General features: G+C 66.3%; 25 protein-coding genes. 12 read left to right on the forward strand and 13 right to left on the reverse strand.

Going from position 1 to position 24,903, the window contains the following annotated elements; all coding sequences use genetic code 11:
- The 11 genes from MRBLST15_RS00130 to asnS all read right to left on the reverse strand — a co-directional run bounded on the left by MRBLST15_RS00130 (position 1) and on the right by asnS (position 9,897).
- Positions 1-981 carry an aldo/keto reductase gene (locus tag MRBLST15_RS00130; RefSeq protein WP_367784503.1) on the reverse strand — a complete coding sequence of 327 codons (981 nt, stop codon included), beginning with the start codon at positions 979-981 and terminating at the stop codon, positions 1-3.
- On the reverse strand, positions 981-1,667 hold the full coding sequence (locus MRBLST15_RS00135; protein ID WP_176020270.1) for a DUF2461 domain-containing protein: 687 nt from the start codon (positions 1,665-1,667) through the stop codon (positions 981-983). The genes MRBLST15_RS00130 and MRBLST15_RS00135 overlap by 1 nt, the downstream gene beginning before the upstream one ends.
- Complete coding sequence (gene sbcB, locus MRBLST15_RS00140; RefSeq protein ID WP_367784505.1) at positions 1,664-3,103, reverse strand: exodeoxyribonuclease I; 1,440 nt, start codon at positions 3,101-3,103, stop codon at positions 1,664-1,666. Before sbcB ends, MRBLST15_RS00135 begins: the two co-directional genes overlap by 4 nt.
- Positions 3,103-4,470 (reverse strand): FAD-dependent oxidoreductase, encoded by a 1,368-nt coding sequence (locus tag MRBLST15_RS00145; protein ID WP_367784507.1) that lies wholly within the window; start codon positions 4,468-4,470, stop codon positions 3,103-3,105. Before MRBLST15_RS00145 ends, sbcB begins: the two co-directional genes overlap by 1 nt.
- A 30-nt stretch (positions 4,471-4,500) precedes the next feature.
- Positions 4,501-5,775 carry a kynureninase gene (gene kynU, locus MRBLST15_RS00150; protein WP_367784509.1) on the reverse strand — a complete coding sequence of 425 codons (1,275 nt, stop codon included), beginning with the start codon at positions 5,773-5,775 and terminating at the stop codon, positions 4,501-4,503.
- A 148-nt stretch (positions 5,776-5,923) separates the two neighbouring features.
- Positions 5,924-6,445 carry a 3-hydroxyanthranilate 3,4-dioxygenase gene (locus MRBLST15_RS00155; RefSeq protein WP_265955130.1) on the reverse strand — a complete coding sequence of 174 codons (522 nt, stop codon included), beginning with the start codon at positions 6,443-6,445 and terminating at the stop codon, positions 5,924-5,926.
- Between the two features lie 18 nt (positions 6,446-6,463).
- The gene (can, locus tag MRBLST15_RS00160; RefSeq protein ID WP_367784511.1) at positions 6,464-7,126 is read right to left on the reverse strand and encodes a carbonate dehydratase; all 663 of its coding nucleotides are present in this window, start codon (positions 7,124-7,126) and stop codon (positions 6,464-6,466) included.
- A gap of 73 nt (positions 7,127-7,199) precedes the next feature.
- The gene (locus tag MRBLST15_RS00165) at positions 7,200-7,838 is read right to left on the reverse strand and encodes an FMN-binding negative transcriptional regulator (RefSeq protein ID WP_367784513.1); all 639 of its coding nucleotides are present in this window, start codon (positions 7,836-7,838) and stop codon (positions 7,200-7,202) included.
- A gap of 9 nt (positions 7,839-7,847) precedes the next feature.
- Positions 7,848-8,162 carry a hypothetical protein gene (locus MRBLST15_RS00170; protein WP_025876872.1) on the reverse strand — a complete coding sequence of 105 codons (315 nt, stop codon included), beginning with the start codon at positions 8,160-8,162 and terminating at the stop codon, positions 7,848-7,850.
- A 7-nt stretch (positions 8,163-8,169) separates the two neighbouring features.
- Positions 8,170-8,469 carry a hypothetical protein gene (locus tag MRBLST15_RS00175; protein ID WP_006376524.1) on the reverse strand — a complete coding sequence of 100 codons (300 nt, stop codon included), beginning with the start codon at positions 8,467-8,469 and terminating at the stop codon, positions 8,170-8,172.
- Between the two features lie 33 nt (positions 8,470-8,502).
- Positions 8,503-9,897 (reverse strand): asparagine--tRNA ligase, encoded by a 1,395-nt coding sequence (asnS, locus tag MRBLST15_RS00180; RefSeq protein ID WP_340569547.1) that lies wholly within the window; start codon positions 9,895-9,897, stop codon positions 8,503-8,505.
- Positions 9,898-10,027: 130 nt separating this feature from the next.
- Here asnS and MRBLST15_RS00185 point away from each other — a divergent pair, with 130 nt between their 5' ends.
- On the forward strand, positions 10,028-10,366 hold the full coding sequence (locus tag MRBLST15_RS00185) for a HesB/IscA family protein (RefSeq protein WP_171954515.1): 339 nt from the start codon (positions 10,028-10,030) through the stop codon (positions 10,364-10,366).
- A gap of 60 nt (positions 10,367-10,426) precedes the next feature.
- On the opposite strand, the gene MRBLST15_RS00190 is transcribed toward MRBLST15_RS00185, so the two are convergent.
- On the reverse strand, positions 10,427-10,660 hold the full coding sequence (locus tag MRBLST15_RS00190) for a hypothetical protein (protein WP_265955115.1): 234 nt from the start codon (positions 10,658-10,660) through the stop codon (positions 10,427-10,429).
- A gap of 29 nt (positions 10,661-10,689) precedes the next feature.
- Here MRBLST15_RS00190 and MRBLST15_RS00195 point away from each other — a divergent pair, with 29 nt between their 5' ends.
- The 6 genes from MRBLST15_RS00195 (at position 10,690) to zipA (ending at position 17,374) form a co-directional block, all read left to right on the forward strand.
- Positions 10,690-11,235: a CbrC family protein gene (locus MRBLST15_RS00195; protein ID WP_367784517.1), complete on the forward strand. Its 546-nt coding sequence runs from the start codon at positions 10,690-10,692 to the stop codon at positions 11,233-11,235.
- Between the two features lie 212 nt (positions 11,236-11,447).
- Positions 11,448-11,885: a 30S ribosomal protein S6 gene (gene rpsF / locus MRBLST15_RS00200; protein WP_025876882.1), complete on the forward strand. Its 438-nt coding sequence runs from the start codon at positions 11,448-11,450 to the stop codon at positions 11,883-11,885.
- 11 nt (positions 11,886-11,896) lie between these two features.
- Positions 11,897-12,127 carry a 30S ribosomal protein S18 gene (gene rpsR / locus MRBLST15_RS00205; protein WP_002804494.1) on the forward strand — a complete coding sequence of 77 codons (231 nt, stop codon included), beginning with the start codon at positions 11,897-11,899 and terminating at the stop codon, positions 12,125-12,127.
- A 105-nt stretch (positions 12,128-12,232) separates the two neighbouring features.
- The gene (gene rplI, locus MRBLST15_RS00210; protein WP_312704230.1) at positions 12,233-12,685 is read left to right on the forward strand and encodes a 50S ribosomal protein L9; all 453 of its coding nucleotides are present in this window, start codon (positions 12,233-12,235) and stop codon (positions 12,683-12,685) included.
- 401 nt (positions 12,686-13,086) lie between these two features.
- On the forward strand, positions 13,087-16,590 hold the full coding sequence (smc, locus tag MRBLST15_RS00215; RefSeq protein ID WP_367784531.1) for a chromosome segregation protein SMC: 3,504 nt from the start codon (positions 13,087-13,089) through the stop codon (positions 16,588-16,590).
- 46 nt (positions 16,591-16,636) lie between these two features.
- Positions 16,637-17,374 (forward strand): cell division protein ZipA, encoded by a 738-nt coding sequence (gene zipA, locus MRBLST15_RS00220; RefSeq protein ID WP_312704231.1) that lies wholly within the window; start codon positions 16,637-16,639, stop codon positions 17,372-17,374.
- 68 nt (positions 17,375-17,442) lie between these two features.
- Here the strand turns inward: zipA and MRBLST15_RS00225 are convergent, their stop codons facing one another.
- The gene (locus MRBLST15_RS00225) at positions 17,443-18,567 is read right to left on the reverse strand and encodes a pyridoxal phosphate-dependent aminotransferase (RefSeq protein ID WP_367784533.1); all 1,125 of its coding nucleotides are present in this window, start codon (positions 18,565-18,567) and stop codon (positions 17,443-17,445) included.
- A gap of 174 nt (positions 18,568-18,741) precedes the next feature.
- Between MRBLST15_RS00225 and ligA the strand changes: the two genes are divergently transcribed.
- From ligA to mtnA, 5 genes are all read left to right on the forward strand, one after another.
- A complete protein-coding gene (gene ligA, locus MRBLST15_RS00230; protein WP_367785512.1) occupies positions 18,742-21,213 on the forward strand; it encodes an NAD-dependent DNA ligase LigA in 2,472 nt (823 codons plus the stop codon).
- 51 nt (positions 21,214-21,264) lie between these two features.
- On the forward strand, positions 21,265-21,750 hold the full coding sequence (locus MRBLST15_RS00235; protein WP_312704233.1) for a GNAT family N-acetyltransferase: 486 nt from the start codon (positions 21,265-21,267) through the stop codon (positions 21,748-21,750).
- On the forward strand, positions 21,747-22,703 hold the full coding sequence (epmA, locus tag MRBLST15_RS00240; protein ID WP_367784535.1) for an EF-P lysine aminoacylase EpmA: 957 nt from the start codon (positions 21,747-21,749) through the stop codon (positions 22,701-22,703). The genes MRBLST15_RS00235 and epmA overlap by 4 nt, the downstream gene beginning before the upstream one ends.
- A 137-nt stretch (positions 22,704-22,840) precedes the next feature.
- The gene (locus MRBLST15_RS00245) at positions 22,841-23,575 is read left to right on the forward strand and encodes a DUF3011 domain-containing protein (RefSeq protein ID WP_367785513.1); all 735 of its coding nucleotides are present in this window, start codon (positions 22,841-22,843) and stop codon (positions 23,573-23,575) included.
- A 46-nt stretch (positions 23,576-23,621) separates the two neighbouring features.
- Positions 23,622-24,686, forward strand: a complete 1,065-nt coding sequence (gene mtnA, locus MRBLST15_RS00250) for an S-methyl-5-thioribose-1-phosphate isomerase (protein WP_367784537.1) — start codon at positions 23,622-23,624, stop codon at positions 24,684-24,686.
- Positions 24,687-24,903 lie beyond the last annotated feature (217 nt).

Raw genomic sequence — 24,903 nt, forward strand, 5'->3', positions numbered from 1 at the left:
TCAATGACTGGGCGAGCCGCGGCCATCCCCGAATGCGTCGATCAGCAACTGGCGCTCGGCCAGGGTCAATGCGTCCAGTCGCGTGGCCAGTACTTCGTCCAGGCTCCGGATGCGGGTGGTGCCGAGGATGCCGCTGGCCACGCCAGGATGGCCCAGCGCATAGGCGAAGGCGGTCTGGGCAGGACGCTGGCTGTGGATGGCGGCCACGGCCCTGCGCATCTGGCGTGCGCTGCGCATCAATTGACGGCTGCTCGGCTTGAGCCAGGCGCGGGCCAGGTACCAGGCGTCGGCCAGGCGCGGCAGGCGTGGTCGAGCGGGCAGTAGATGGCCCTGCGCCAGTACCGTGCCCGCCAGCACGCCGATGCCGACTGCCTGCAGCTGATCGATCAGGGGCTCGCGGTCCTGCTGGAGGGCGTTGTAGTCGAGCAGAACCACGTCGAAGAGCGTCGGATTGGCGATCATCCAGCGCAATGTCGACGCGGAGTGCGTGTTGATGCCGGTGTGCCGGATCAGGCCGCGTTCGCGCAGGCGCTGCAGGGCGGCCAGCAGGTCATCGTTGATGTCTTCCTCGCTGGCACCGTGCAACTGGTAGATATCGAGGTAGTCCAGGCCGAGGTTGCGCAGCGAGGCCTCGCAGCTGGCGGTGATCGCTGCGGCCGAGAAGTTGCGCTGCTCGGCGCCGCTGATGCCGGCCTGGCCGGTCAGCGTGCCGCCCTTGCTGGAGATGACCAGTGAATCACGCGGGTAGCGCGCCAGCAGGGGGCGCAGGATCCGGCCCAGGCGTGGCTCAGCATGGAAGCCCGAGTAGTTGTGGCCTGTGTCGAGCAGGTTCACGCCATGCGCCAGTGCGTGCTCGACCACTTCGGCAGCCGCCGCCTCGGAGAAACGGCGGTGTCCCCAGAAACCGGAACAGCCCAGGCCGATCGGCGAAACGGCCAGGCCCGTGCGGCCCAGCGTGCGGCGTTGTCGCGCCAGTGCCATCAGAACTCCAGATCCAGTGCAGCGCACAGGTAGTCGACGAACGGGCCCAGCGCCGCCAGGTCCTTGCCGAGCGTGGACAGCAGGCGCGGGCCGGTCATCGTCGCATCGTCCAGCGAACGCCACATCACCCAGTTGCGGTGCTTGAGGTCATCGATGAATTCGAAGTCGGCCGGGAAGCCGCGCGGTGGACGCACCAGCTTCTCGGTTTCCTCGAAGTCGAAACGCTTGCGCAGCGCCGGTGCATGCGCCGCTGCCTTCCAGCTGCCGGGGTTGTCGAGGATGAAGTGGCGGACGCGGCGCTGGGTTTCCGGTTCGGGATGCCACAGCCCGGCGCCGACGAAGCTCTCGCCCGGTTGCAGGTGCACGTAGAACGAGGGCGCGGCCACTTCACGCCGACGCTCATGGAACAGGCGCGCACCCTGCCAGGTTTTGTACGGTGACTTATCGTTGGAGAAACGCGCATCGCGGTGGATGCGAAACAATGAACCGCCCACGCCACGGGTGTCTGCACGGAAGTGGTCGCTCACCTCGGTCAGCGCCGGCTGCAGGTCGCCCAGCAGGCGCAGGAACGGCTGCCGCACGTGGTCTTCGTACTGCTGGCGATGGTCGTTGAACCAGGTCTTGTCGTTGTGCAGCGCCAGGCTGCGCAGGAACTTGAAACTGGCATCGGAGAAATAGGTGCTCACAGGTCCTCCTGCAGGTGCTGGCTCCAGTCGTGCAGCGATCGCAGCAGCGCGGCGCGGCGGGCATCGTCGGGTGCTTCGGCCGCCAGCGCGTCGAGCTGCTGCTGGTACTGGGCCAGGTTGAGTTCGCCCATGCCTTCCTCGCCGAGCAGGCGCTGACGGCGATAGGCATTCCAGCGCTCGCGTTCTTCCGGTGCAAGGCTGCCGGGATGATTGCGGGCACGGTAGCGGAACAGCAGCTCGGGCAGGCGCGGATCGCGGAAGCGGCCCTCCAATGCTGCCAGCTGCTCGGCCGGCGTGGTCCGTGCCAGTGCCAGCAACGACTTGTCGCCGGCGCCGAGGAAGCCGTCGTACAGTGACGCGTCCACGTCGGAAACGCTCGCCGCGCGCGGCTGGTTGTAGACCTGGCGCGCCTTCTCGGCCAACTGTGGTGCGAACGCGCGCAGTCGTTCGGCCTTGGCTTCGATCGCTGCCACGTCCAGCCCGAGTCGTGCGTGGTCATCGGCGCGCAGGTGGTTCCAGGCCACCAGCGCCGGCACCTTGTTCAGGTGCACTTCCTTCAACGGCACCCGGGCTACGCCTTCGGGCAGCTCGCTGGCACGCAGGTACAGGCGCTGGGCGATCACCTCGGCAGGCAGTTCCAGCAGGTCATCGATGTCGCCGTCGAGGTCGAACACGATGACCCGGTTGTTGATGGTCGGATGTACCGCCAGCGGCAACACCGGCGCGGCGCACAGGCGGCTGGCCGGGTAGCGCATCGAGACATGCAGCACCGGCTTCAACGCGGTGATGTCGAGCAGGCTGCCGACAAAGCGCTTGTCGCGCAGCTTCAACGCGTAGTCCCACAGGCGCGGCTGTGACTGCTTGAACAGGCGCGCCATGCCTATCGTGGCGCGCACGTCCGACAGTGCTTCGTGGGCATCGCCCTCGCGCACGCCATTGGCCTCGGCCAGGTGTTCGAGTTTGAACGACGTGGCGCCGTCCTCGCGCTTGGGCCAGTGGATGCCGTCCGGACGGATGGCATGCATCAGTCGCAGCATGTCCAGCAGGTCCCAGCGCGAATTGCCGTTGCGCCACTCGCGTTCGTACGGGTCGTGGAAGTTGCGGAACAGACCGTAGCGGATGAACTCGTCATCGAAGCGGAGGGTGTTGTAGCCCAGCGCACAGGTGCCGGGGCGCGAGAGCTGCTCGTTGATGCGATCGAATGCTTCGGCTTCGCTGATGCCTTCGGCCAACGCCTGCTGCGGGGTGATGCCGGTGACCATCGTGGCCATCGGCGAGGGCAGCAGATCGTCAGCCGGGCGGACGAAGAAGCTGACCGGGGTGTCGATCTCATTGAGATCGCTGTCGGTGCGGATCGCCGCGTACTGGGCGATGCGGGTACGGCGCGGATCCTGGCCGAAGGTTTCCAGGTCGTAGAACAGGAAGCTGTCGGCCATCAGTGCGCGCCCTCCAGCACCGGCAGCCGCACATGGATCTGCGCCTCCAGTGCGTTCCAGTCGATGTCGTCCAGCGTGTCGTGGCCGGCAGTGGCGGCGATCAGCATGTCACGCTGGATATCGGTGCGGCGCAGTGCCTCGGCATAGGGCGTGTGCAGGAACGTCACCATCGTGTAATGCGGCACGAAACGCGTCGGCCAGCGCCGCTGCAGTTCCTGTTCCAGCTCGCGCTGCAGCAGGAAGGACGGATCGGCCACCCGGTCGCGCATCTCAAGATAGTTATCCAGTGCCATCTGCTGGATCGCGCGCGCGTTCGGTTTGCGCTCGGCTTCGAACGCGGCGAACGCACTCTGCAGGTCATCTGCCTCCATCAGATGGCGGGCCAGTGCCACGCAGTCTTCGAACGCGCAGTTCATGCCCTGGCCGTGGAACGGCACCATGGCGTGCGCGGCATCGCCGATCAGTACGGCGCGGTCCTGCTGGTGCCAGCGCTCCAGGGTGAGCGTGCCGAGCAGGCCCGGCGGATGCTGCTCCCAGTCTGCACGCAGGTTGGGAATCAGCGGCAGGGCATCGGCGAACTCGCGCGCGAACAGTGCTTCAGCCTGTGCGCCGGTGTTGACGGTAGCGAAGCTCGGATCGCCCTGGTTGGGCAGGAACAGGGTCACGGTGAACGTGCCCTCGTGGTTGGGCAGGGCGATGCACATGTAGTGGCCGCGAGGCCAGATGTGCAGGGCATTGCGCTCGATGCGGAAGCCACCATCGTCGCTCGGCGGGATTTCCAGTTCCTTGTAGGAATGGTCGAGGAAGGCAATGTCCTCTCCCAGCGGTTCGCGCCGGTTCATCGCCGCGCGCAATGCCGAGCCTGCGCCGTCGGCACCCACCAGCGTATCGAAGCGGATATCGTGCGGGCTGTCGTCACGATCATCGATGAAGCGCGCGTAGCCGGCATCGAAATCCACCGTGTGCAGGCGGCGGTGGAAATGCACGGTGGCACCGGCCTGTTCGGCCAGTTCCAGCAGTGTGGTGTTCAGGTCGCTGCGATGGATCGACCAGATCACTTCGCTGTCATCGCGGCCATAGCGCTGCAGCTGCGGCTCGCCTTCGCGCGGATGCACCATGCGCCCGCGCATCATCACCGCGCGTGCCATCACTTCGTCTTCCACGCCGGCCTGGCGCAACGCGTTGCGTCCGCGCTCGGCCAGGGCCAGATTGATCGAACGGCCGCTCTCATAGTCGGCGATGCGCGGATCGCCACGGCGTTCGTACAGGGTGATGCGCCAGCCCTGCCGTGACAGCAGGATGGCGAGCAGGGATCCGGCCAGGCCGGCGCCGACAATGCTCAGCGAGCGGGATGCATGTGCGATCAACGAACTGTCCAGCAAGAGGGGGAGGGCGGCTTACAGGCCGGCCCAGGCTTCCACTTCTTCGACGAAGTGGTGCACATCCAGGTAGCGGTTGTAGAGCGGAGCAGGTGAGATGCGGATCACATCCGGTTCGCGCCAGTCACCCAGCACGCCAATCGCACGCAGGTGCTCGAACAGGGCGCGCCCACGCTCGCGGCCGCCGATCACACGCAGCGACAGCTGGCAGCCGCGGCGCTCGGGTTCGGCCGGGGTGACGATCTCCAGTACCTGCGGCAGGCGCGCGCGCACCAGTGCGTCGAGCAGGCCGGTCAATGCCAGCGACTTGCTGCGCAGCGAGTCCATGCCGGCACGTTCGAACAGGTCCAGCGACGCACGCAGCGGCGCCAGGCCGAGGATCGGCGGATTGCTCAGCTGCCAGCCCTCGGCGCCGACGGCGGGCTGGAACTGTGGTGCCATCTGGAAGCGGGTGGCTTCGTCATGGCCCCACCAACCGGCAAAGCGCGGCAGCGTGGTGTCGCGATGATGGCGTTCGTGCACGAAGGCACCGGCCACGGCGCCCGGGCCGCTGTTGAGGTATTTGTAGTGGCACCACACGGCGAAGTCCGGGGCGACGTCATGCAGGTGCAGTGGCAGATTGCCGACCGAGTGCGCCAGGTCGAAGCCGATGCGTGCGCCCTGCAGGCGTGCTGCGCGGGTGATCGCATCCATGTCGAAGGCCTGGCCGCTGCGGTACTGCACGCCGGGCCACAGCACCAGCGCCAGGCGCGGACCGTGCGTGGCGATCGCGCGTTCGATCGCGGCCATCGAGATCGTGCCGTTGGCTTCATCCGGCTGCACTTCCACCAGGCAGTCGGCCGGGTCGAAGCCATGGAAGCGGATCTGTGCCTCCACCGCATGGCGATCGGTGGGGAAGGCGCCGGCCTCCATCAGGATCACCGGGCGTTCGGCCGTGGGCCGGTAGAAGCTGACCATCATCAGGTGCAGGTTCACGCTCAGTGTGTTCATCGCCACCACTTCGCTGGGCAGCGCACCGACCACGCGCGCCAGCTGCGCGCTGACCAGGCGGTGGTACGACAGCCATTGGGTCGGCCCGGTGAAGTGGCCTTCCACCGCCAGTTCGCCCCACTGCTTCATCACTTCCTGCACCGCGGCCTGCGCGCCGCGCGGTTGCAGGCCCAGCGAGTTGCCGACGAAGTAGGTCTGCTCACCACCACCGTGGCGCGGAATCAGGAATTCCTGCCGCAGCGGCCGCAGCGGATCGGCGGCATCAAGGGCAATAGCGTGGGTGCGGCTGAGCAGGTCGGACATGGTCGGGCAACAGGCTGCAACGGGGCTGTCAGTGTAGCGCCTGGGGCCTCCGTGCCGCTCTTGCTGTAGAGCCGAGCCCATGCTCGGCTTCGCGGCCCGACAGCCGAGCATGGGCTCGGCTCTACAGGGGCGATGCCCGGTAGCGCTGTCAGGCCGCCGCCGGTGCCGGCAACGGATCCACGTGGCCGCACTCGCTGCAGGTGCGCAGTTCCAGGCTGGCCTGGTAGCGCGCGAACACCTTCGGCAGGTCGGTCTCGATGTTCTGCAGCGTGAAATACTCTTCGTACAGCTTGTGGTTGCAGCGCTCGCAATGCCAGATCACGCCGTCGCGCTCATGCGGCAGGCGCTTGCGTTCCACCACCAGGCCGACGCCGCCGGGTGGGCGCCGCGGTGAGTGCGGCACCTTGCCCGGCAGCAGGAAGATCTCGCCGGCGCGGATCGGGATATCGCGTACCGCGCCATCCTCCTGCACCTTCAGCACCATCTCGCCTTCCAGCTGGTAAAACCACTCCGGGCCTTCGTCGTAGTGGAAATCGGTGCGGCTGTTCGGCCCGCCGACCACCATCACGATGAAATCGCCGTTGTCGATCATCTTGTTGCCGACCGGCGGCTTCAACAGGTGCCGGTTTTCCTCGATCCAGGCATGCAGGTTTATTGGCGAAGCGAGCATGGTGTCTTCCCCGGGGGATCAGTCGCGCTTGCCCTTGCGCGGAACATAGGACAACGCCTTTTCATAGGCCGGCTGCAGGTCTTCCTGGGAGCCGACGTCGATGCCCATCTCGCGTACGCGGCCATCCTTGAGGCTGTAGACCCAGCCGTGCACCATCAGCTTCTGGCCGCGGGCCCAGGCGTCCTGCACGATCGTCGAGCGGCACAGGTTGGCGACCTGCTCGATCACGTTCAGTTCGCACAGGCGTGCGTGCTTGAGTTCGTCGGTCTCGATCGCATCGAGGATGGCGGTGTGCTTCTGCATGACATCACCGACGTGGCGCAGCCAGTTGTCAGCCAGGCCGACGCGGGTGTTGTGCAGGCAAGCATGTACGCCACCACAGCCGTAATGGCCGACGATCAGGATGTGCTTCACCTTCAGCTGGTCCACGGCGTACTGCACCACGCTCAGGCAGTTCAGGTCGGTGTGGGCCACCACGTTGGCCACGTTGCGATGCACGAACACTTCGCCCGGGGCCATGCCGATGATCTGGTTGGCCGGCACGCGCGAGTCGGAGCAGCCGATCCACAGGTATTCCGGATGCTGCTGCTTGGCCAGCTGATGGAAGAACTCCGGATCTTCCTTCTCGATGCGGTCCGCCCAGTCACGGTTGTTCTGCAGCAGCTTGTAGATGTCTTTCATGTTCGGGGTCCCTGACGTCGGGTGGGGGCAAGGCGCGGCCGTTCTGGTCGCGTCGTCGCGGGAAACTGGGCGCTCAGCTGCCAGCGGCGGCTTCGTCGCGATACCGGCGCATCCACTGCGCCAGTTCGATGGAATGCGGATTGTCCAGGCGTTCCAGCTCGGCCATCACCGCCTGCTGGTTGGCCTCGGGGTGGTTCTGGCTCAGCTTCAACGTCAGCTGCACCTGCTCAACGGTGAAGCGGAAGCCGACGATGCCGCGCAGCTGGCGGCGGTGGTCGTCACGCTCGGGTTCGAACCGCCAGTCCTGGCCGACGCTGGCTTCGAAGCGGTCGCCGGTATCGCTGACCAGCTGTGCCAGCGCATCGGTATCGTTGAAGGTCTGCAGCTGGCCACGCAGCTCGGCGGCGGCGTAGTTCCAAGTAGGCACCCGCGCGGCAGGCTCCTTGTCCGGGTACCAGCTGGCCGAGACATAGCCATGCGGCCCGTCCACCAGCACCTTGGCCGCACCGTTGTGGCGCGCCTGCGGGTTGGCACGTGCCCAGTGGCCGCGCAGCTCGATGTGGACGCCGTCGCGCTGGTACAGCACGGGCAGCCGGGTCAGCTCCGGAAGGCCATCGCCACCGGCGGTAAGCACGGTAACGAATGGATCACGCGCCAGCAGGCGATCCAGCCACAGCAGGTCGGTCTCGGTGAAAGCGCGCGGGGTGAACATCGGCCGGCCTCAGGCGCGGCTGCCGAGCGACTGCACCATGCGCCCGCGCAGGCCTTCGTCGCTGCCCGCCTGCGGTGGCTGCACTTCATGCAGCGAGAAGCCGCGGACCAGCGCATCTTCTTCGTCCAGGCCGTCGTACTCGACGAACTCGGCGTCGAACAGCTGCGAGCGGGCGGTGTCTTCGCTGTCATAGCTCAGCGTATTGCCATCGCTGTCGAGTACTTCAGCGGTGCCGGCTTCGCGGATGCGCAGGCGTGCCCAGATCAGGGTGTTGCCGAGGCTGGCCAGCCACCAGCTGTCACGGACGTGGGAAAGGTCGTTCATGTGTGTCTTACCAGAGCGAGGCCAGCCAGAGCAGGGCAGCCATGCCCAGTCCGGCCAGCAGGGTCAGCAGCGATACCCAGGCGGGCGTCGCCAGCCCGGACAGCGAGCGGTCCGGCTGGGTGCGGTATTCGCGCCGCAGCAGCCAGCCCAGCGCGTCGGGCTTGAGGAAGGCGCCACTGCCGAAGCGCTGCGCCAACGCCGGATGGCGATCGCGCACATGCACCAGGGTCAGCGGCCAGAAGATCACGAAGGCACTGAACCCGGCCACTGCAACGCCGACGAAACACAGGGCGAAGAACAGGGTCATGGGGGCAGTACCTCCGTGGTCGTGCGTGTGGGCTTAGAAGTCCGCGCTGCCCGGGGCGCGCGGGTAGGGGATCGCATCGCGGATGTTGGACAGGCCGCACACATAGACCACCAGGCGCTCGAAGCCCAGGCCGAAGCCGGCGTGCGGTACCGAGCCGTAGCGGCGGAAATCGCGGTACCAGCTGTAGTGTTCGCGATCCAGGCCGAACTGCGCCATGCGTGCATCCAGCACATCCAGGCGCTCTTCGCGCTGGCTGCCGCCGATGATCTCGCCGATGCCCGGGGCCAGCACGTCCATCGCCGCGACCGTCCTGCCGTCGTCGTTCAGGCGCATGTAGAAGGCCTTGATGTGCTCGGGGTAGTTGGTCACCACCACCGGGCGACCGACGTGTTCCTCGGTCAGCCAGCGCTCGTGCTCGGTCTGCAGGTCCAGGCCCCATTCGACCGGGAAGTCGAACTTCCGGCCCGACTTCTGCAGCAGGCTGACCGCATCGGTGTAGTCGATGCGCTCGAACGGCGCGTTGATGAAGTCTTCCAGCTTGGTGATCGCGTTCTTGTCCACGCGCTCGGCGATGAAGGCCAGGTCGTCGCCGCGCTCGTTGAGCACCGCGCGGAACAGGTACTTCAGGAATTCTTCGGCCAGGCGCGCGTCTTCGGCCAGGTCGGCGAAGGCGATTTCCGGCTCGATCATCCAGAACTCCGCCAGGTGGCGGGTGGTGTGGCTGTTCTCGGCGCGGAAGGTCGGGCCGAAGGTGTACACCTTGCTCAGCGCCAGGCAGTAGGCCTCGACGTTCAGCTGGCCGGACACGGTCAGGAAGGTTTCCTTGCCGAAGAAATCGCGGCTGAAGTCGATCCCGCCCTGCGCGTCACGCGGCAGGTTCACCATGTCCAGGGTGGATACGCGGAACATCTGGCCGGCGCCTTCGGCGTCGGAGGTGGTGATGATCGGGGTGCTGATCCAGTTGAAGCCGTTCTCGTGGAAGAAGCGGTGCACGGCCTGGGCCAGGCAGTTGCGGATGCGGGTGACCGCGCCGAACAGGTTGGTGCGCGGGCGCAGGTGCGCCACTTCACGCAGGAACTCCGGCGTCATCGGCTTGGGCTGGATCGGGTAGGTGAGCGGGTCTTCGACCCAGCCGACCACCTCGACCGCGCTGGCCTGGATCTCGAACGACTGGCCCTTGCCCTGCGACTTCACCAAGGTACCGGTGGCCACCAGCGAGCAGCCGGTGGTGAGGCGCTTGATCTCGTCGAAGTTGGCCAGCGCGTCGCCGGCCACGACCTGGATCGGGGCGAAGCAGGAGCCGTCGGTCACATTCACGAAAGCCAGATTTGCTGAACCGCGCACCGTGCGCACCCAACCGCGTACCGTGACTTCGCCACCTTCCGGGATCTTCCCGGCAAGCGCATGTTCAACGCTGACCACCGTCATGACTTGAATCCTCTGCTGATCGACTCGATCTATGAACACGGGAGTTTACCGGTTGCAGCGTTCTGCTTGCGAGGCATTTCTGCGGTCATCGGCTCCCTATAATGTCCCGGTACCTCTGGAGTGATCCCTCATGGCTGTCCGCCTGACCCCTATTGCCTTCGAGCGCGTGCAGCGCTTCGTCGCCCAGACCCCCGGCGCGCTGGGCCTGCGTTTTGGCGTGACCAAGACCGGCTGCTCGGGCTGGGGCCACATCACCGACCTGGCCCGCGACGAGCGCGCGGACGACACCGTGTTCGACCAGGACGGGGTGAAGATCTACGTCGACGCCAAGAGCCTGGCCCTGGTGGACGGCACTGTGATCGACTTCGGCAAGCACGGCCTGAGCGAGACCTTCACGTTCAGCAACCCGAATGCCACCGCCGAGTGCGGCTGCGGCGAGAGCTTCACCACCGACGCCGACAAGGCCTGAGCCCCGCTTGAGTGGGGGCTGACCTGGTCGGCACGGACGTTGCGGCGCCCCAGGCCCCGGTCAGCGGCGGCTGCGCCGGGCGTCCCAGGCCAACAACGCGCCGCCTGTCAGCAGGCAGGCCGCTGCATAGGCGCCTGGCAGCCCTGTGGCGTCGTGCAGAAGATGCATCAGCAGTGCCGCCATCAAGCTCAGAAAGCCCAAGGCCGTAGCGCCGCTGATCGGGCCGTTGCCCACACGGAACAGGCGACCATTGTCGCGGTTGATCCAGTCTCGGATTCGTGTGAGTCGGTCCATGGCTGGACGTTAGCGCAGAGGATCCACGGATGGAACGACCGGTTTTTGCTTATTCTCCCAACGCCTACGCGATCTCCTTCGAGGAGGTGGCGGGTGTCTGCGATTGCTGTGGCGAGCCGCGGGCGCTGCGCTACCTGTGCACGTTCTATTGTGCCGGCGATGCGCCGGGCTATCTGTGTCCCTGGTGCATCGCCAACGGCCGGGCCGTTGAACGTTTCCAGGGCGATTTCATCGGCTGGAGCGACATCGAGGGCGTGTCGCCGGACCCGGCCGATCCGCCACCGACCATTCCCCGCGAGCAGTTGCTGGAGATCTGCGAGCGTACCCCGGGTTACTTCTCCTGGCAGCAGCCGGTCTGGCTGACCCACTGCAATACTCCTTGTGCGTTCTTGGGCTATGCCGGCAGCGATGACCTGACGCCGATCCTGGCCGAGGTCCGGCCCGACGTGGCGGCGGTCAACCCGCGTGATGCCGACTGGGTGCTGCAGCACCTGACACGCGAGGGGCAGATGGTCGGTTGCCTGTTCCAGTGCCTGGAGTGTGGCCAGCACCGGCTTCATGTTGATATGGCGTAGTTCAGGTTGTTGAATTTCAAGGAAATTGGTTGGATTTCGGGGCGCCGCCTGCGGCCCCTCATTGGCCCCTGAAGCTCAGTGCCTTGTTCACGCCTCCCATCTGCGCCATAATGCGCGGCTTCCTGCCTCCCTGGCAGGATCCCTTGCCCCACCGCGGTATCAACGGCGGGGGGCTGTCCGGCCGCAAGGCCACATCCGAAAGGTAGAAAAACATGAGTCGTCATTACGAAATCGTGTTCATGGTCCACCCGGACCAGAGCGAGCAGGTCCCGGCCATGATCGAGCGCTACAAGTCGCTGGTCGAGAACGGCAACGGCACCATCCACCGTCTGGAAGACTGGGGCCGCCGCCAGCTGGCGTACCCGATCCAGAACCTGGTGAAGGCGCACTACGTGCTGCTGAACATCGAAGTCGACCAGGCCGTTCTGACCGAACTGACCGAGAGCTTCCGCTTCAACGACGCCGTGCTGCGCAACCTGGTCATCAAGCGTGACGAGGCTGACACCGAGCAGTCGCTGATCATGAAGAGCAAGGACGAGAAGGGCGACAAGCCCGAGCGTGGTGAGCGTCGTCGTCGTGATGACGAAGAAGGCGAAACCACCCCCGCCGCTGACAACGATGCCGGCGACGACGCCGCTTCGGCCGCCTAAGGAGCACTGACATGTCCAAGTTCTTCCGTCGCCGCAAGTTCTGCAAGTTCACGGCCGAAGGTGTCAAGGAGATCGACTACAAGGATCTCAACACCCTGCGCCAGTACCTGACCGAGAACGGCAAGATCGTGCCGAGCCGCGTCACCGGTACCAAGTCGAAGTACCAGCGTCAGCTGGCGACCGCCGTCAAGCGCGCTCGCTTCCTGGCCCTGATTCCGTACACCGACAACCACGACGTCTGATGCCGGCGGGGCAGCTTCGCGCTGCCCCCGCTGTGCCAGCTATTCGGACAGCCTTTGTTGCGGGGCCCGCGCCTCGCTAACGAATAACTTATCTGGAGCAATACCATGCAGCTGATCCTCCTGCAGAAAGTCACCAACCTCGGCAACCTGGGCGACCTGGTCGACGTGAAGCCGGGCTACGGCCGTAACTTCCTCGTGCCGCAGGGCAAGGCCGTTCCGGCCACCGAGAGCAACAAGGCCGAGTTCGAAGCCAAGCGCGCCGAGTACGAAGCCAAGGCCCAGTCCATCCACGCTGAAGCCGAAGCCCGCAAGGCCAAGCTGGAAGGCGCGAGCGTGACCGTCGCCGCCAACGCTTCGACCGAAGGCAAGCTGTACGGCTCGGTCGGTGCGCGCGAAATCGCCGATGCCTTCACCGCTGCCGGCCTGCCGCTGAGCAAGAGCGAAGTCATCCTGGGCGAAGGCGCCTTCCGCAACATTGGCGAGTACGAAGTCCTGGTGCACCTGCACGCGGACGTCGAGACCACCGTCAAGGTCGTGGTTGAAGCCGAAAAGGCCTGATCCCACGCCGCAAGGCTTGGTATCACCAGAACGGGCGCCCGCAAGGGTGCCCGTTTTGTTTTGGACGAAAGTGACCGGGTCGGGCCGGTGCTTGGGGTGAGACGCATGTGCCGGCGGACCGAGCATGAATCCATGAATATCAACACGTTGCTCTCATTTTCCGGGCAGGGGGCGGCATCCGGGGCGGCCTGCGGCCACGCCGGAGAGCAGGAGCAGGCATGAGCGCGGAGCTTCCTCCCCCGGTCATCCCGCCCGTGGAACATTGGCCCCGCTATACTCATTCCATTGCGTCACCCTTGGCCTTGTTGAATTCTTTTGAAATCAAGGGCTTGAGGTGCTGGCTGACCTGACATCCACTATGGTGGCGGCCGTAAGGCCCTTGCCCGGAACCCAATCACGCCATGCGTCTTTCCACGATCAAGCTGTCCGGCTTCAAGTCCTTCGTCGATCCGACCACCCTGCACCTGCCGACCAACATGACCGGCGTGGTAGGCCCCAATGGCTGCGGCAAGTCCAACATCATCGATGCGGTGCGCTGGGTCATGGGCGAGAGCTCGGCCAGCCGCCTGCGTGGTGACTCGCTTACCGACGTGATCTTCTCCGGTTCCAATGCCCGCAAGCCGGTGTCGCAGGCCACGGTCGAGCTGATCTTCGACAACTCGGATCACACGATTTCCGGCGAGTACGCCTCGTTCAACGAGATCTCGGTCAAGCGCACCGTCAGCCGTGACGGCAGCAGCAACTACTACCTCAACGGCACCAAGTGCCGCCGCCGCGACATCACCGACCTGTTCCTCGGCACCGGCCTGGGCCCGCGCAGCTACTCGATCATCGAGCAGGGCATGATCAGTCAGATCATCGAGGCGCGCCCGGAAGACCTGCGCGTGTACCTGGAAGAGGCTGCAGGCATCTCCAAGTACAAGGAGCGCCGAAAGGAAACCGAGACCCGCATCCGCCACACGCGCGAGAACCTGGACCGCCTGGGCGACCTGCGCGAGGAAATCACCAAGCAGCTTGAACACCTCAAGCGGCAGGCCAAACAGGCCGAGCAGTACCAGACGCTGCAGGAAGAGCGCCGGGTCAAGGACGCCGAGTGGAAGGCGCTGGAATACCGCGGCCTGGATGGTCGCCTGTCCAAGCTGCGCGAAGGCCTGTCGCAGGAAGAAACCAAGCTGCAGCAACTGATCGCCGACCAGCGTGACGCCGAGGCGCGGATCGAGACCTCGCGTGTGCGTCGCGAGGAGGCTGCAGACGCGCTCAATGCCGCGCAGGCCGAGGTCTACCAGGTGGGCAGCACACTGGCCCGTCTCGAACAGCAGATCCAGCACCAGCGCGAACTGTCGCAGCGCCTGCACAAGGCGCGCGATGAAACCCGCCAGGCACTGGCCGAACTGGGCCAGCACATCAGTGGTGATGAAGCCAAGCTGCTGGTGCTGCGCGAAGCGGTCGATGCGGCCACCCCGCAGTTGGAAGCGCTGCAGGAAGAGAACGAGATCAAGCAGGAAGGCCTGCGCGAGGCCGAAACGCGGCTGTCCGATTGGCAGCAGCGTTGGGAGCAGCACACCTCCCAGAGTTCGGAGGCCTCGCGCGCCGGTGAGGTCGAGCGCACCCGCGTGGACTACCTGGACAAGCAGATCCTTGATGCCGATCGCCGCCGCGAAGCGCTGGCGGCCGAGCGCGCTGGCCTGGACGTGGATGCGCTGGACGAGGTCTTCGAGCAGCTGCACCTGCAGCACGAGACGCAGAAGACCGCGCTGGATGAACTGACCGAACAGGTCGAGGAGCGCAAGCACGGTGTCGCCGCCGTGCAGGAGCAGCAGCGCAACGGCCAGAACGAACTGGCCGAGCTGCGCAAGCAGGTCAATGGCCTGCGCGGTCGCCTGTCCTCGCTGGAAACCCTGCAGCAGGCCGCACTCGGCCAGGAGCAGGGCGCGGCGGTGGCGTGGCTGAAGTCGCGTGGCCTGGATTCGGCCGCACGCGTCGGCGAACGCCTGGATGTCGATGCCGGCTGGGAAAACGCAGTGGAAAGCGCCCTCGGTCAGTTGATCGAAGGCGTGCTGGTCGACGACCCGGCCAGCCTGGTCGATGCGTTGGGCGAGCTGGGCGAAGGCCGCATCGCGCTGGTCGCCAATGACGGCGCGGACCTGAAGGTCGCACCGACCTCGCTGGCTGCACGTGTGCGTGGCCCGGCGCCGATCCGTCGCCTGCTTGCGCGCCTGCACGGCGCGCGCGACCTGGCCGAAGCCAATGCGCTGCAGGCCAGCCTGCCTGAGGGCGATTCCATCATTACCCAGGGCGGTGAGCACCTGGGCGAGGGCTGGGTGCGCGTGTCGCGCTCCGGCGCCGCCAAGCAGGGCGCGCTGCTGCGCGAACGCGAAATCAATGAACTGCGCGAGCAGATCGAGCAGCTGCAGTCGCGCGAAGCCGAACTGGAAGAACAGCTGGCCGGTTTCCGTGAGCACCTGTTGGCGGCCGAACAGCAGCGCGAGGATGCGCAGCGGGCGCTGTACCTGGCACATCGTGCGGTATCCGAACTGGCGGGCCAGCTGCAGGGCCAGCAGGGCAAGGTCGAGGCGGCACGTACGCGCATCGACCGCATCGAAGGCGAGCTCAGCCAGTTGTTGGAGACCCTGGACGTCAATCGCGAGCAGGCGCGGGAAGCGCGTTCGCGGCTGGAGAATGCGGTCAACAGCATGGGCGACCTGGAGTCGAACCGGCAGGGTCTGGAGGGCGAACGCCGTCAGTTGACCGAGGCGCGTGATCTGGCCCGCGACGCCGCCCGTGCGGTGCGCGAGCGTTCGCATGCGTTGGCGCTGACCCTGGAATCGCAGCGTGCCCAGGTGGCCTCGTTGAACCAGGCACTGGAACGCATGAGCACCCAGCGTGGCCAGCTTGATTCGCGCCTGGGCGAACTGCATTCGCAGCTGGACGAAGGCGATACACCGGTCGAGTCACTGCAGGCAGAGCACCAGAACGCGCTGGAAGAGCGTGTGCGTGCCGATCGCGTGCTGACCGAAGCGCGCACGCTGCTGGATGGCATCGACGCCGAGCTGCGCAATTACGAGCAGACCCGCCACCAGCGCGACGAGCAGGCGTTGGCCCAGCGCGAGCGAATTTCGCAGCGCAAGCTGGACCAGCAGGCATTGGTGCTCAGTGCCGAAACACTGCAGGGTGCGGTGGAGAAGGCCGGTTTCGTGCTGCAGGATGTGATCAACACGCTGCCCGAAGAGGCGCGCCTGGGCGACTGGGAACAAGCCGTGCACCAGATCGATGGCCGCATGCGCCGGCTGGAGCCGGTCAACCTGGCCGCGATCCACGAATATGGCGAAGCCTCGCAGCGCTCGGAGTATCTGGACGCCCAGCACGTTGATCTGACTACGGCGCTGGAGACCCTGGAAGATGCGATCCGCAAGATCGACCGCGAGACCCGCGGCCGTTTCAAGGACACCTTCGATCGGGTCAATGCCGGTGTGCAGGCGCTGTATCCGCGCCTGTTCGGTGGCGGCCACGCCTACCTGGAACTGACCGGCGAAGACCTTCTGGACACCGGTGTGACCATCATGGCGCGCCCCCCGGGCAAGCGGGTGTCGAGCATCTCGCTGCTGTCCGGCGGTGAAAAGGCGATGACCGCCGTGGCGCTGGTGTTTGCGATCTTCCAGCTCAACCCGGCGCCGTTCTGCCTGTTGGACGAGGTGGACGCGCCGCTGGATGAAGCCAACGTCGGCCGCCTGGCCAACATGGTCAAGGAAATGAGCGAGAAGGTGCAGTTCCTGTTCGTCAGCCACAACAAGGCCACGATGGAAGCGGCGCACCAGTTGTCGGGCGTGACGATGCGCGAACCGGGCGTCAGCCGCCTGGTCAGCGTGGACCTGGAAGAAGCCGCGCGATTGGCGGGCGCGGCCTGACGTGCCATCCTAGTTACCTGAATGAACTAGCCGGAGAACCTAACGAATGTCCGACACGGCACTGTTGCGCATCGGCATCCTGGCCGCCGGCCTGCTGTTGGTCGCTGCGATCTTCCTGTTTGGCCGCCCGAAAAAGAAGCCCCAAGGCCGCCGCCTCGATAGCGCCGAGCCGACCAGCGGCGAGCGTCGTGAGCCGGTGCTGGGCGAGGATGGCGTGCCCGTGGCCGACGGTCGCGTAGAGCCTGGCATGGGCGAGACGGTCGAGCAGGCCGAGCTGGGTCTGCCCGACGTTGATGGCGCTGCCAGCGACCTGGGCAAGCGCGCGACCCAGGATTTCGACAAGATCGTTTCGCTGTTCGTGGCCGCCCGCGCCGGCGAACAGCTGCGTGGCGAAGACATCGTCGTGGCAGCGGAAAAGACCGGCCTGGTGTTTGGCCACATGAATGTGTTCCACCGGCTGGTGGAGGGGCATCCCGAGCGCGGCCCGATCTTCTCGATGGCCAGCATCATGAAGCCGGGCAGCTTCGACATGGGCAACATCCGCGCCATGGAAACCCCGGCCATCGCCTTCTTCCTGACCCTGCCGGCGCCGCTGACCGCGCTGGACGCCTGGGAGAAGATGCTGCCGACCGTGCAGCGCATGGCCGAGCTGCTGGATGGCGTGGTACTGGATGACGGCCGCAACGCGCTCGGTCGCCAGCGCATCGCGCATATCCGTGATGAGCTGCGCGCCTATGACCGCCAGCACCAGGCCCCGCCGCTGACCAAGACCCCGCGCTGGTAAATCCGGGCGTGCCGACCAACGGTCGGCACCCACCAGACCAGTAGATCCACGCCATGCGTGGATGCGATCTACGCCGGCACGCCCGCCACCTTCGCGAACGCGTCGCGGAAGCGCACCATCTCTTCCTCGGTACCCACGGTCACGCGCACGCGTTGTGGCCAGATCGGCCAGCTGCGGCCAATCACCACGCCGTTGTCCGCCATGGCCTTGGCGAAGGCCGCGCCGTCGCGCTGTACATCCACCACGAAGCAGTTCGCTTCCGTCGGCAGGCAGTGGAAGCCACGCTTGCCCAGCCAGGCGATGGTGGTCTGCCGGGCCTTGGCATTCTGCAGGCGTCGCTGCGGGATCAGCTGCGGGTCACGCAGGCTGGCCAGTGCCGCCGCCAGGGCAGGCACCGGCAGCGGATTTTCGCCCAGGCTGGCCAGCTCGCGCAGGCGCTCGGGATATGCCGCCGCCACGCCAAGGCGCAGGCCGGCCATGCCGTACAGCTTGGAGAACGTGCGCAGCACGATCAGGTCATCGCGCCGGGCCACCTGTGCAATCAGGCTGGGCTGTTCGCTGTACTGCAGATAGGCCTCGTCCAGCAGCACGCGGGTGCCGACCGGCTTGTGTGCCAGCAGCCAGGCCAGTTCGTCGGCGGGGCTGATCGAGCCGGTGGGGTTATTGGGATTGCACACGTACAGCAGGCCGGTCGGTCGCGCGTGCGCGGCGGCCACCATCGCGCGCAGGTCGTGCGCACCATCGCTGCGCAGCGGCACCTTCTGTACATGCGCGCCGCGCGCGGCTGCCATCTCGCCCAGGGTCTCGAAGGTCGGGTCGGCCACCACCAGGCCCGACTGCGGGCCGGTCCACAATGTCGCCGCACGGTTCAGCGGTTCGCTGGAGCCCGGATACAGGCGCACATGGTCGGCGGGAATGCCGGCCTGGGCGATGAATGCGTCGCGCACCTCACCGGCCAGGGCGAAGCGGTAACGGCCGCAGCTGGCGATGCTGTCGCGCGCCGCCTGCTGGGCGGCCGGCGAGGGGCCATAGGGGCATTCGTTGAAGTTCAGCAGCACCGCGCCCGCATCGGCGGGTGGCGGCGCAATGGTCGCCGGCTGTGCCTGGGCCGACCGGGGCAGGCCGCTGCTGGCAAGGGCGAGACCGGCGCCGGCCAGTTGCAGGAAGTGGCGGCGGGAGGCGGGCAGGGTCACAGGCGCGGTTCCTGAAGGGCGACCGACGCACGCTAGCGCTGGCAGCGAGTGCCGGCAAGCGTTGTGCAGTCGAGCCATGCGGCACTGCTGTTCGCCGCCTGTCCAGCACGGTTCGACTCTACAAGCTGCTGCGCGCAGGCGCGGTAGAATTCACGGCCATCCCAGAACCCGCGGATTCCGATGAGCCCCAGCCCCGCCGAACGTGCCGAAGACCTGCGCCGGCAGATCGCCCAGGCCAACCGCGCCTATCACGAGCTGGATGCACCGGAGATCCCCGACGTCGACTATGACCGTCTGGTGCGTGAGCTGGAGGCGCTGGAGCGCGAGCATCCTGATCTCGCCCGTGCCGACAGCCCCACCCAGCAGGTGGGCGCCCGGCCGTCGGGACGCTTCCCCGAAGTCACCCATGCCGTGCCGATGCTGTCGCTGTCCAATGCCTTCAGCGATGAGGAAGTGGCCGACTTCGTGCGCCGCATCGATGAGCGTTTGCGCCGCGGCACCCTGCGTTTTTCCGCCGAACCGAAGATGGACGGCCTGGCGATCAGCCTGCGTTACGAAGACGGCCATTTCGTACTGGGCGCCACCCGTGGCGATGGCAGCACCGGCGAGGACGTGACCGCCAATCTGCGCGAGATCGGCGACATTCCCAAGCGCCTGAAAGGCAAGGGCTGGCCGGATGTTCTGGAAGTGCGCGGTGAGGTCTACATGGCCCGCGCCGACTTCGAGGCCTACAACGAGCGTGCACGCCTGCACGGCGGCAAGGTGCTGGCCAATCCGCGCAACGCCGCCGCCGGCTCGCTGCGCCAGCTCGACCCGAAGATCAGCGCGCAGCGCAGGCTCAGTTTCTTCACCTACGGTACCGGTGAAGTGCAAGGCGGTGAGCTGCCCGATACCCATTCGGGCACGCTGGCACAGCTGCGCGAATGGGGATTCCCCGTCAGCGACCTGTGCAAGGTGGTGGAAGGCAGCGACGGCCTGTTGGCCTATTACCGGGACATCGGCGAGCGTCGCGACAGCCTGGCATTCGATATCGATGGCGTGGTCTACAAGCTCGATGACCGCGCCGGTCAGCAGACCATGGGTTTCGTATCGCGCGCACCGCGCTGGGCCATCGCGCACAAGTTCCCGGCGCAGGAACAGAGCACCACGCTGGAGGCCATCGAAATCCAGATCGGCCGCACCGGTGCTGCCACGCCGGTGGCGCGTCTTGCGCCGGTCGCGGTGGCTGGGGTGATCGTCTCCAACGCCACCCTGCACAACGCTGACCAGATCGCACGACTGGACGTACGTGTGGGCGACAGCGTGATCGTGCGACGTGCCGGCGATGTGATCCCGGAAGTGGTCAGCGTCATCCTTGATCGCCGCCCTGCGGGTACCACGCCCTGGCAGATGCCGACCAGCTGCCCGGTATGCGGCTCGGAGATCGTGCGCGAGGAAGGCGCTGCTGCCTGGCGCTGCTCGGGCGAGCTGTCCTGCCCGGCACAGCGCAAGGAAGCGATCGCCCACTTCGCCTCCCGACGTGCGATGGATATCGACGGCCTTGGCGACAAGTACATCGAAACCCTGGTGGACGCCGGCATCGTCAAGAGCGTGGCCGATCTGTACCGCCTCACCCGTGACCAGCTGCTGCACCTGAAGCTGGTGCTGGATGCTGAAGACCCATCGGCACTTGCGGCCAGCCTGAAACTGCACCTGCCGGCCGAAGGCAGCGGCGCGGTGCTCAACGCTGTGTTGAAGCTGGACGGCAACGATGCGCAATGGCGCGCGCAGGCACTGGCGCAGCCGGCAACCTTCGAATGGAACACGAAGAAGATCGCCACCAAGTGGGCCGACAACCTGATTGCTGCGATCGACGCCAGCCGTGACGCGACGCTGGAGCGACTGCTGTTCGCACTGGGCATCGAGCACGTTGGCGAAAGTACCGCCAAGGCACTGGCACAGTGGTTTGGCGATCTGGCGTTGATCCGCCGTCTGCCGTGGCCACTGTTCAAGCGCGTGCCGGATATTGGCGGCGAGGTGGCGCGCTCGCTGGGCCACTTCTTCGAACAGGAGGGCAACCAGCAGGCCATCGATGCACTGCTGCAGGTGGGGCAGGTACGTATCAGCGACGTGCATCCGCCGAGCGCAAAGCTGCGCGAGGGTCTTGACCTGGCGCAACTGCTGGTTGAAGCGGAGATTCCCGGCATCACCCGCCTGCGTGCCGAGAAGCTGGTCGCCGCATTGCCCAGCGCACAATCGGTGCTGGACGCCGAGCACGGCCAGTTCGTCAACGCAGGCCTGCCCGATGACACCGCGCGCGGCGTCGCTGACTGGCTGGACAGCGAGGGCCATGGCGCGATGCTGCTGGCAGCCGAAGTGGAGATGAAAAACATCCTGGCCAGCGCACCGGCCCTGGCCGAAGTGGTCGCCGGACCGCTGGACGGGCAGACGGTGGTGCTCACTGGCACGCTGGCCCAGCTCAATCGCGATACCGCCAAGGAGCGCCTGGAGGCGCTGGGCGCCAAGGTGTCCGGCAGCGTGTCGAAGAAGACCAGTTTCGTGGTTGCCGGCACCGAGGCGGGTTCCAAACTGGACAAGGCGCAAGCGCTGGGCGTTCCGGTGTGGGATGAAGAGCGTCTGCTGGCCTATCTGGCCGAACACGAGTGATGAACCCGCCGGGTGCGCAGGCGCCCGGCACGCAACCGCAAAGGAACACTGATGCAGACCGCCCCGCTGGATTTCCGCCTGGCCACCCGTGCCGACGAGGAACTGCTGATCGCGTTGATGCGCGATTTCTACGCCGAAGACAAGATCGAATTCGACGATGCGCGCGTGCGCCGTGGTGTCGATGCGCTGCTGGCCGATCCGCGCAACGGCGAAGTACTGCTGTGGCTGGACGAGGCCGCAGCCGTCGTTGGCTATGCGGTGATCGCGATGGGCTTCAGCCTGGAGCAGGGCGGCCATTTCATGCTGCTGGACGAGCTCTATCTCAGCCAACGCGCACGTGGCCGTGGCCGTGGCAAGCGGGCGCTGGCCATCTGCGAACAGCGCGCGCGGGGGCGCGGGGTCAGCCGGCTGCGGCTGGAGGTCAACCATCACAACGAACTGGCGCGTCGCTTGTATTTGGCCAGTGGCTACATCGATGACACCCGCGATCTGCTGACCCTGCCGCTGGACCATCCGCGCCCGGAGGGCATCCTGTGAGCGAGGCACTGCTGCGCAGCCTGCAACAGCGGGCCACCCTCAATGCACTGGTACGGCGCTTCTTTGCCGAGCGCGGCGTGCTGGAGGTGGAAACGCCGATCCTGTCGGTGGCGGGCAACACCGAGCCGAACATCGACAGTTTCCACACCGATTTCAGCGGCCACGTCGATGCGGGCGGTCGACGCCGTTGGCTGCGCACCTCGCCGGAGTTCCCGCTCAAGCGACTGCTCGCTGCCGGCGTGGGCGACTGCTATGAACTGGGCCGGGTGTTCCGCAATGGCGAAGCAGGTGGCCGCCACAATCCCGAGTTCACCATGCTGGAGTGGTATCGGGTTGGCTGGGACCACCATCGGCTGCTGCAGGAAACCGCGGAACTGGTGGGACAGGCACTGGCGCTGGTGGGGCGCAGCGCGACGTTGCGTGTGCTGAGCTATCGCGAACTGTTCCAGCAGCACGCAGGCGTGGACCCGTTCGATGCCGATGAGGCAGCGCTGCGCGCCGCGCTGGGCGAAGTGCACATCGATCCGGTGGGCCTGACCCGCGATGACTGGCTGGATCTGCTGATGACCCACCGTATCCAACCGCATTTCGATGACGCGGTCATGACCGTCGTCCACGACTGGCCCGCCAGCCAGGCGGCATTGGCGCGCATCCGCGCCGGCGCGCCGCCGTTGGCCGAGCGTTTCGAGCTGTACCTGGGCGCGGTGGAGCTGGCCAATGGTTATCACGAACTGAACGATGCGGCTGAACAGCGCGCGCGTTTTCAGCATGACCTGCAGCGCCGTCACGCGCGGGGGCAGGTGCAGCCCGCGCTTGATGAAGCGCTGTTGGGTGCACTGCCTTTGATGCCCGACTGTGCCGGTGTTGCCGTTGGCATTGATCGCCTGTTGATGGCGATGCACCGTACCCCGCGCATTGCAGATGTACTTGCATTCGATTTCGCCCACGCATGACCCGACGTTTTCCCATGGACCTGGCAGGCTGAACGAAAACGCGCTTTGTCGCGCTTGATTCAGCAAGCACGATGATGCTCTTATCACAGCCGATACCGCACACTTGCGTCGTGGTTCATCCATTCATGGGGAAGGCTTTGGTCAAGTGGTTCGCGGTCGTAGCGGCACCGATGTACTCCGTGGCGATATGGGGTGGCCTGCTTCCGTCGACCGCATCGGCGCAGTCGCTTGGCTATGACAGCGAAGTGGTGACCTGCGAATCCCGCGACATGGGCTGGGTGCACTGCGATATCGATGTCAGCAACGGCGTCGACCTGATCCGGCAGTTGTCCAGCAACAGCTGCATCCGTGGCAGCGAGTGGGGCACCGACCGCAGTGGCGTGTGGGTGACCCTGGGCTGCCGTGCCGAGTTCCGCGCGCGCCCGGCAGAGACGGATGCGGCGGCGCCGTCGACCGAGGGCCGCAAGCGTCTGGTGCGACGGGTGGTGCGCTGTGAATCCAACGGTCGCCCGCAGAGTTGCCCGGTACGCCTGGATGGTGCGCCGGTGCGGTTGCTGCGCCAGCTGTCGGTGCTGCCATGCCGGGAAGGGCAGGGCTGGGGCTACAAGCGCAATGAGGTATGGACCACCCGGGGTTGCCAAGGGGACTTCGAGGTGGCCGACGAGCAGGGCCGTTTCGTCGACATGCCGCGTCGGCTGACCTGCGAATCCAAGTCCAAGAAGCGCCGCTTCTGTGGCGCCAGCATCTCCACCAGTGCCACCCTCTCCAGCCAGCTTTCCAGCACCCCGTGCGAGGAAGGCAGTACCTGGGGCTGGAACCGCAACGGCATCTGGGTCGACGGCGGCTGCCGCGCCGAATTCTCGGTGAACTGAATCCCGACGGGTCCATCCGCGCGTGGCGTGGCCCTACAATGGGCCCATGAATACCGCCACCGACCTCGACTACGCCCGCTACGACCACATCCGCCCGATCCTGTGGACCGGCGATGCCCTGCAACTGCTTGACCAGCGCAAGCTGCCGTTCGTGGTCGAGCATGTGGCCTGCCATGACAGCGATGAGGTGGCTGCCGCCATCCACGCCCTGACGGTGCGCGGTGCGCCGGCCATCGGCATCGCCGCCGCCTGGGGTGTGGTGCTGGCCGCACGTGATGTGCAGGCTGCCGACGGCGCGCATGCCCTGCAGCAGCTGGCGCCAGCGCTGCAGCGGCTGAACGCTTCGCGCCCGACCGCGGTGAACCTGGCCTGGGCGCTGGCACGCATGCGACGTTGCCTGAGTGCCGCCGGTGCCGACTGGAAGGCGCTGCTGGAGGCCGAGGCACAGGCCATCGCCGAAGAAGACCTTGCGGCCAACCGCCATATGGGCGCACTCGGTGCGGGCCTGATCGAGGCCGGCAGCGGTGTGCTGACCCATTGCAACACCGGTTCGCTGGCCACCGCCGGCTTCGGTACGGCGCTGGGCGTGATCCGCGCCGGCATGGCCCAGGACCGAATCGCCCGTGTGTTTGCCGGCGAGACCCGGCCGTGGCTGCAGGGTGCGCGCCTGACCGTGTGGGAGCTGCAGCAGGACGGCATCGACGCGACCCTGATCGCCGACTCGGCCGCTTCGCACCTGATGAAGACCGGTGCCGTGCAGTGGGTGATCGTTGGCGCCGACCGGATCTGCGCCAACGGCGATACCGCCAACAAGATCGGCACCTACCAGCTGGCCATCGCGGCCCGCCACCACGGGGTGAAGTTCATGGTCGTGGCACCGTCCTCGACGGTGGACATGGATACCGTGGACGGCAGCCAGATCGAGATCGAACAGCGTGATCCGGGCGAACTGTACGGCGTGGGCGGCACCCGCACCGTGGCCGAGGGCATCGCCGCCTGGAACCCGGTGTTCGATGTCACCCCGGGCGAGCTGATCGATGCCATCGTGACCGAGCGTGGTGTGATCCTGAACCCGACCGCAGAGAACATGCGGGCCGCCTTCGGCGGTTGACCCAGGCAGGGGCGGGAGCCTTTCCACGGGAAAGCGCCCCGGCCCAGCGTCCGGTAGTGCCGGCCGTTGGCCGGCAAACCCCTAAGTTCCTGATTTGTGCCGGTAAAATCACCGTAAAGGCAGGCGGAAAACGGCCCCGTGTGGTAGAATCCAGCGGTTGAATCGAGGTTCCGGCACGACCGCCCCCGGGTGGATGCGCCGGACTGGACCGCTACCA

Source organism: Stenotrophomonas sp. LST15-1-1.1 (genome assembly GCF_040815575.1).
Classification (GTDB): Bacteria; Pseudomonadota; Gammaproteobacteria; order Xanthomonadales; family Xanthomonadaceae; genus Stenotrophomonas; species Stenotrophomonas lactitubi_B.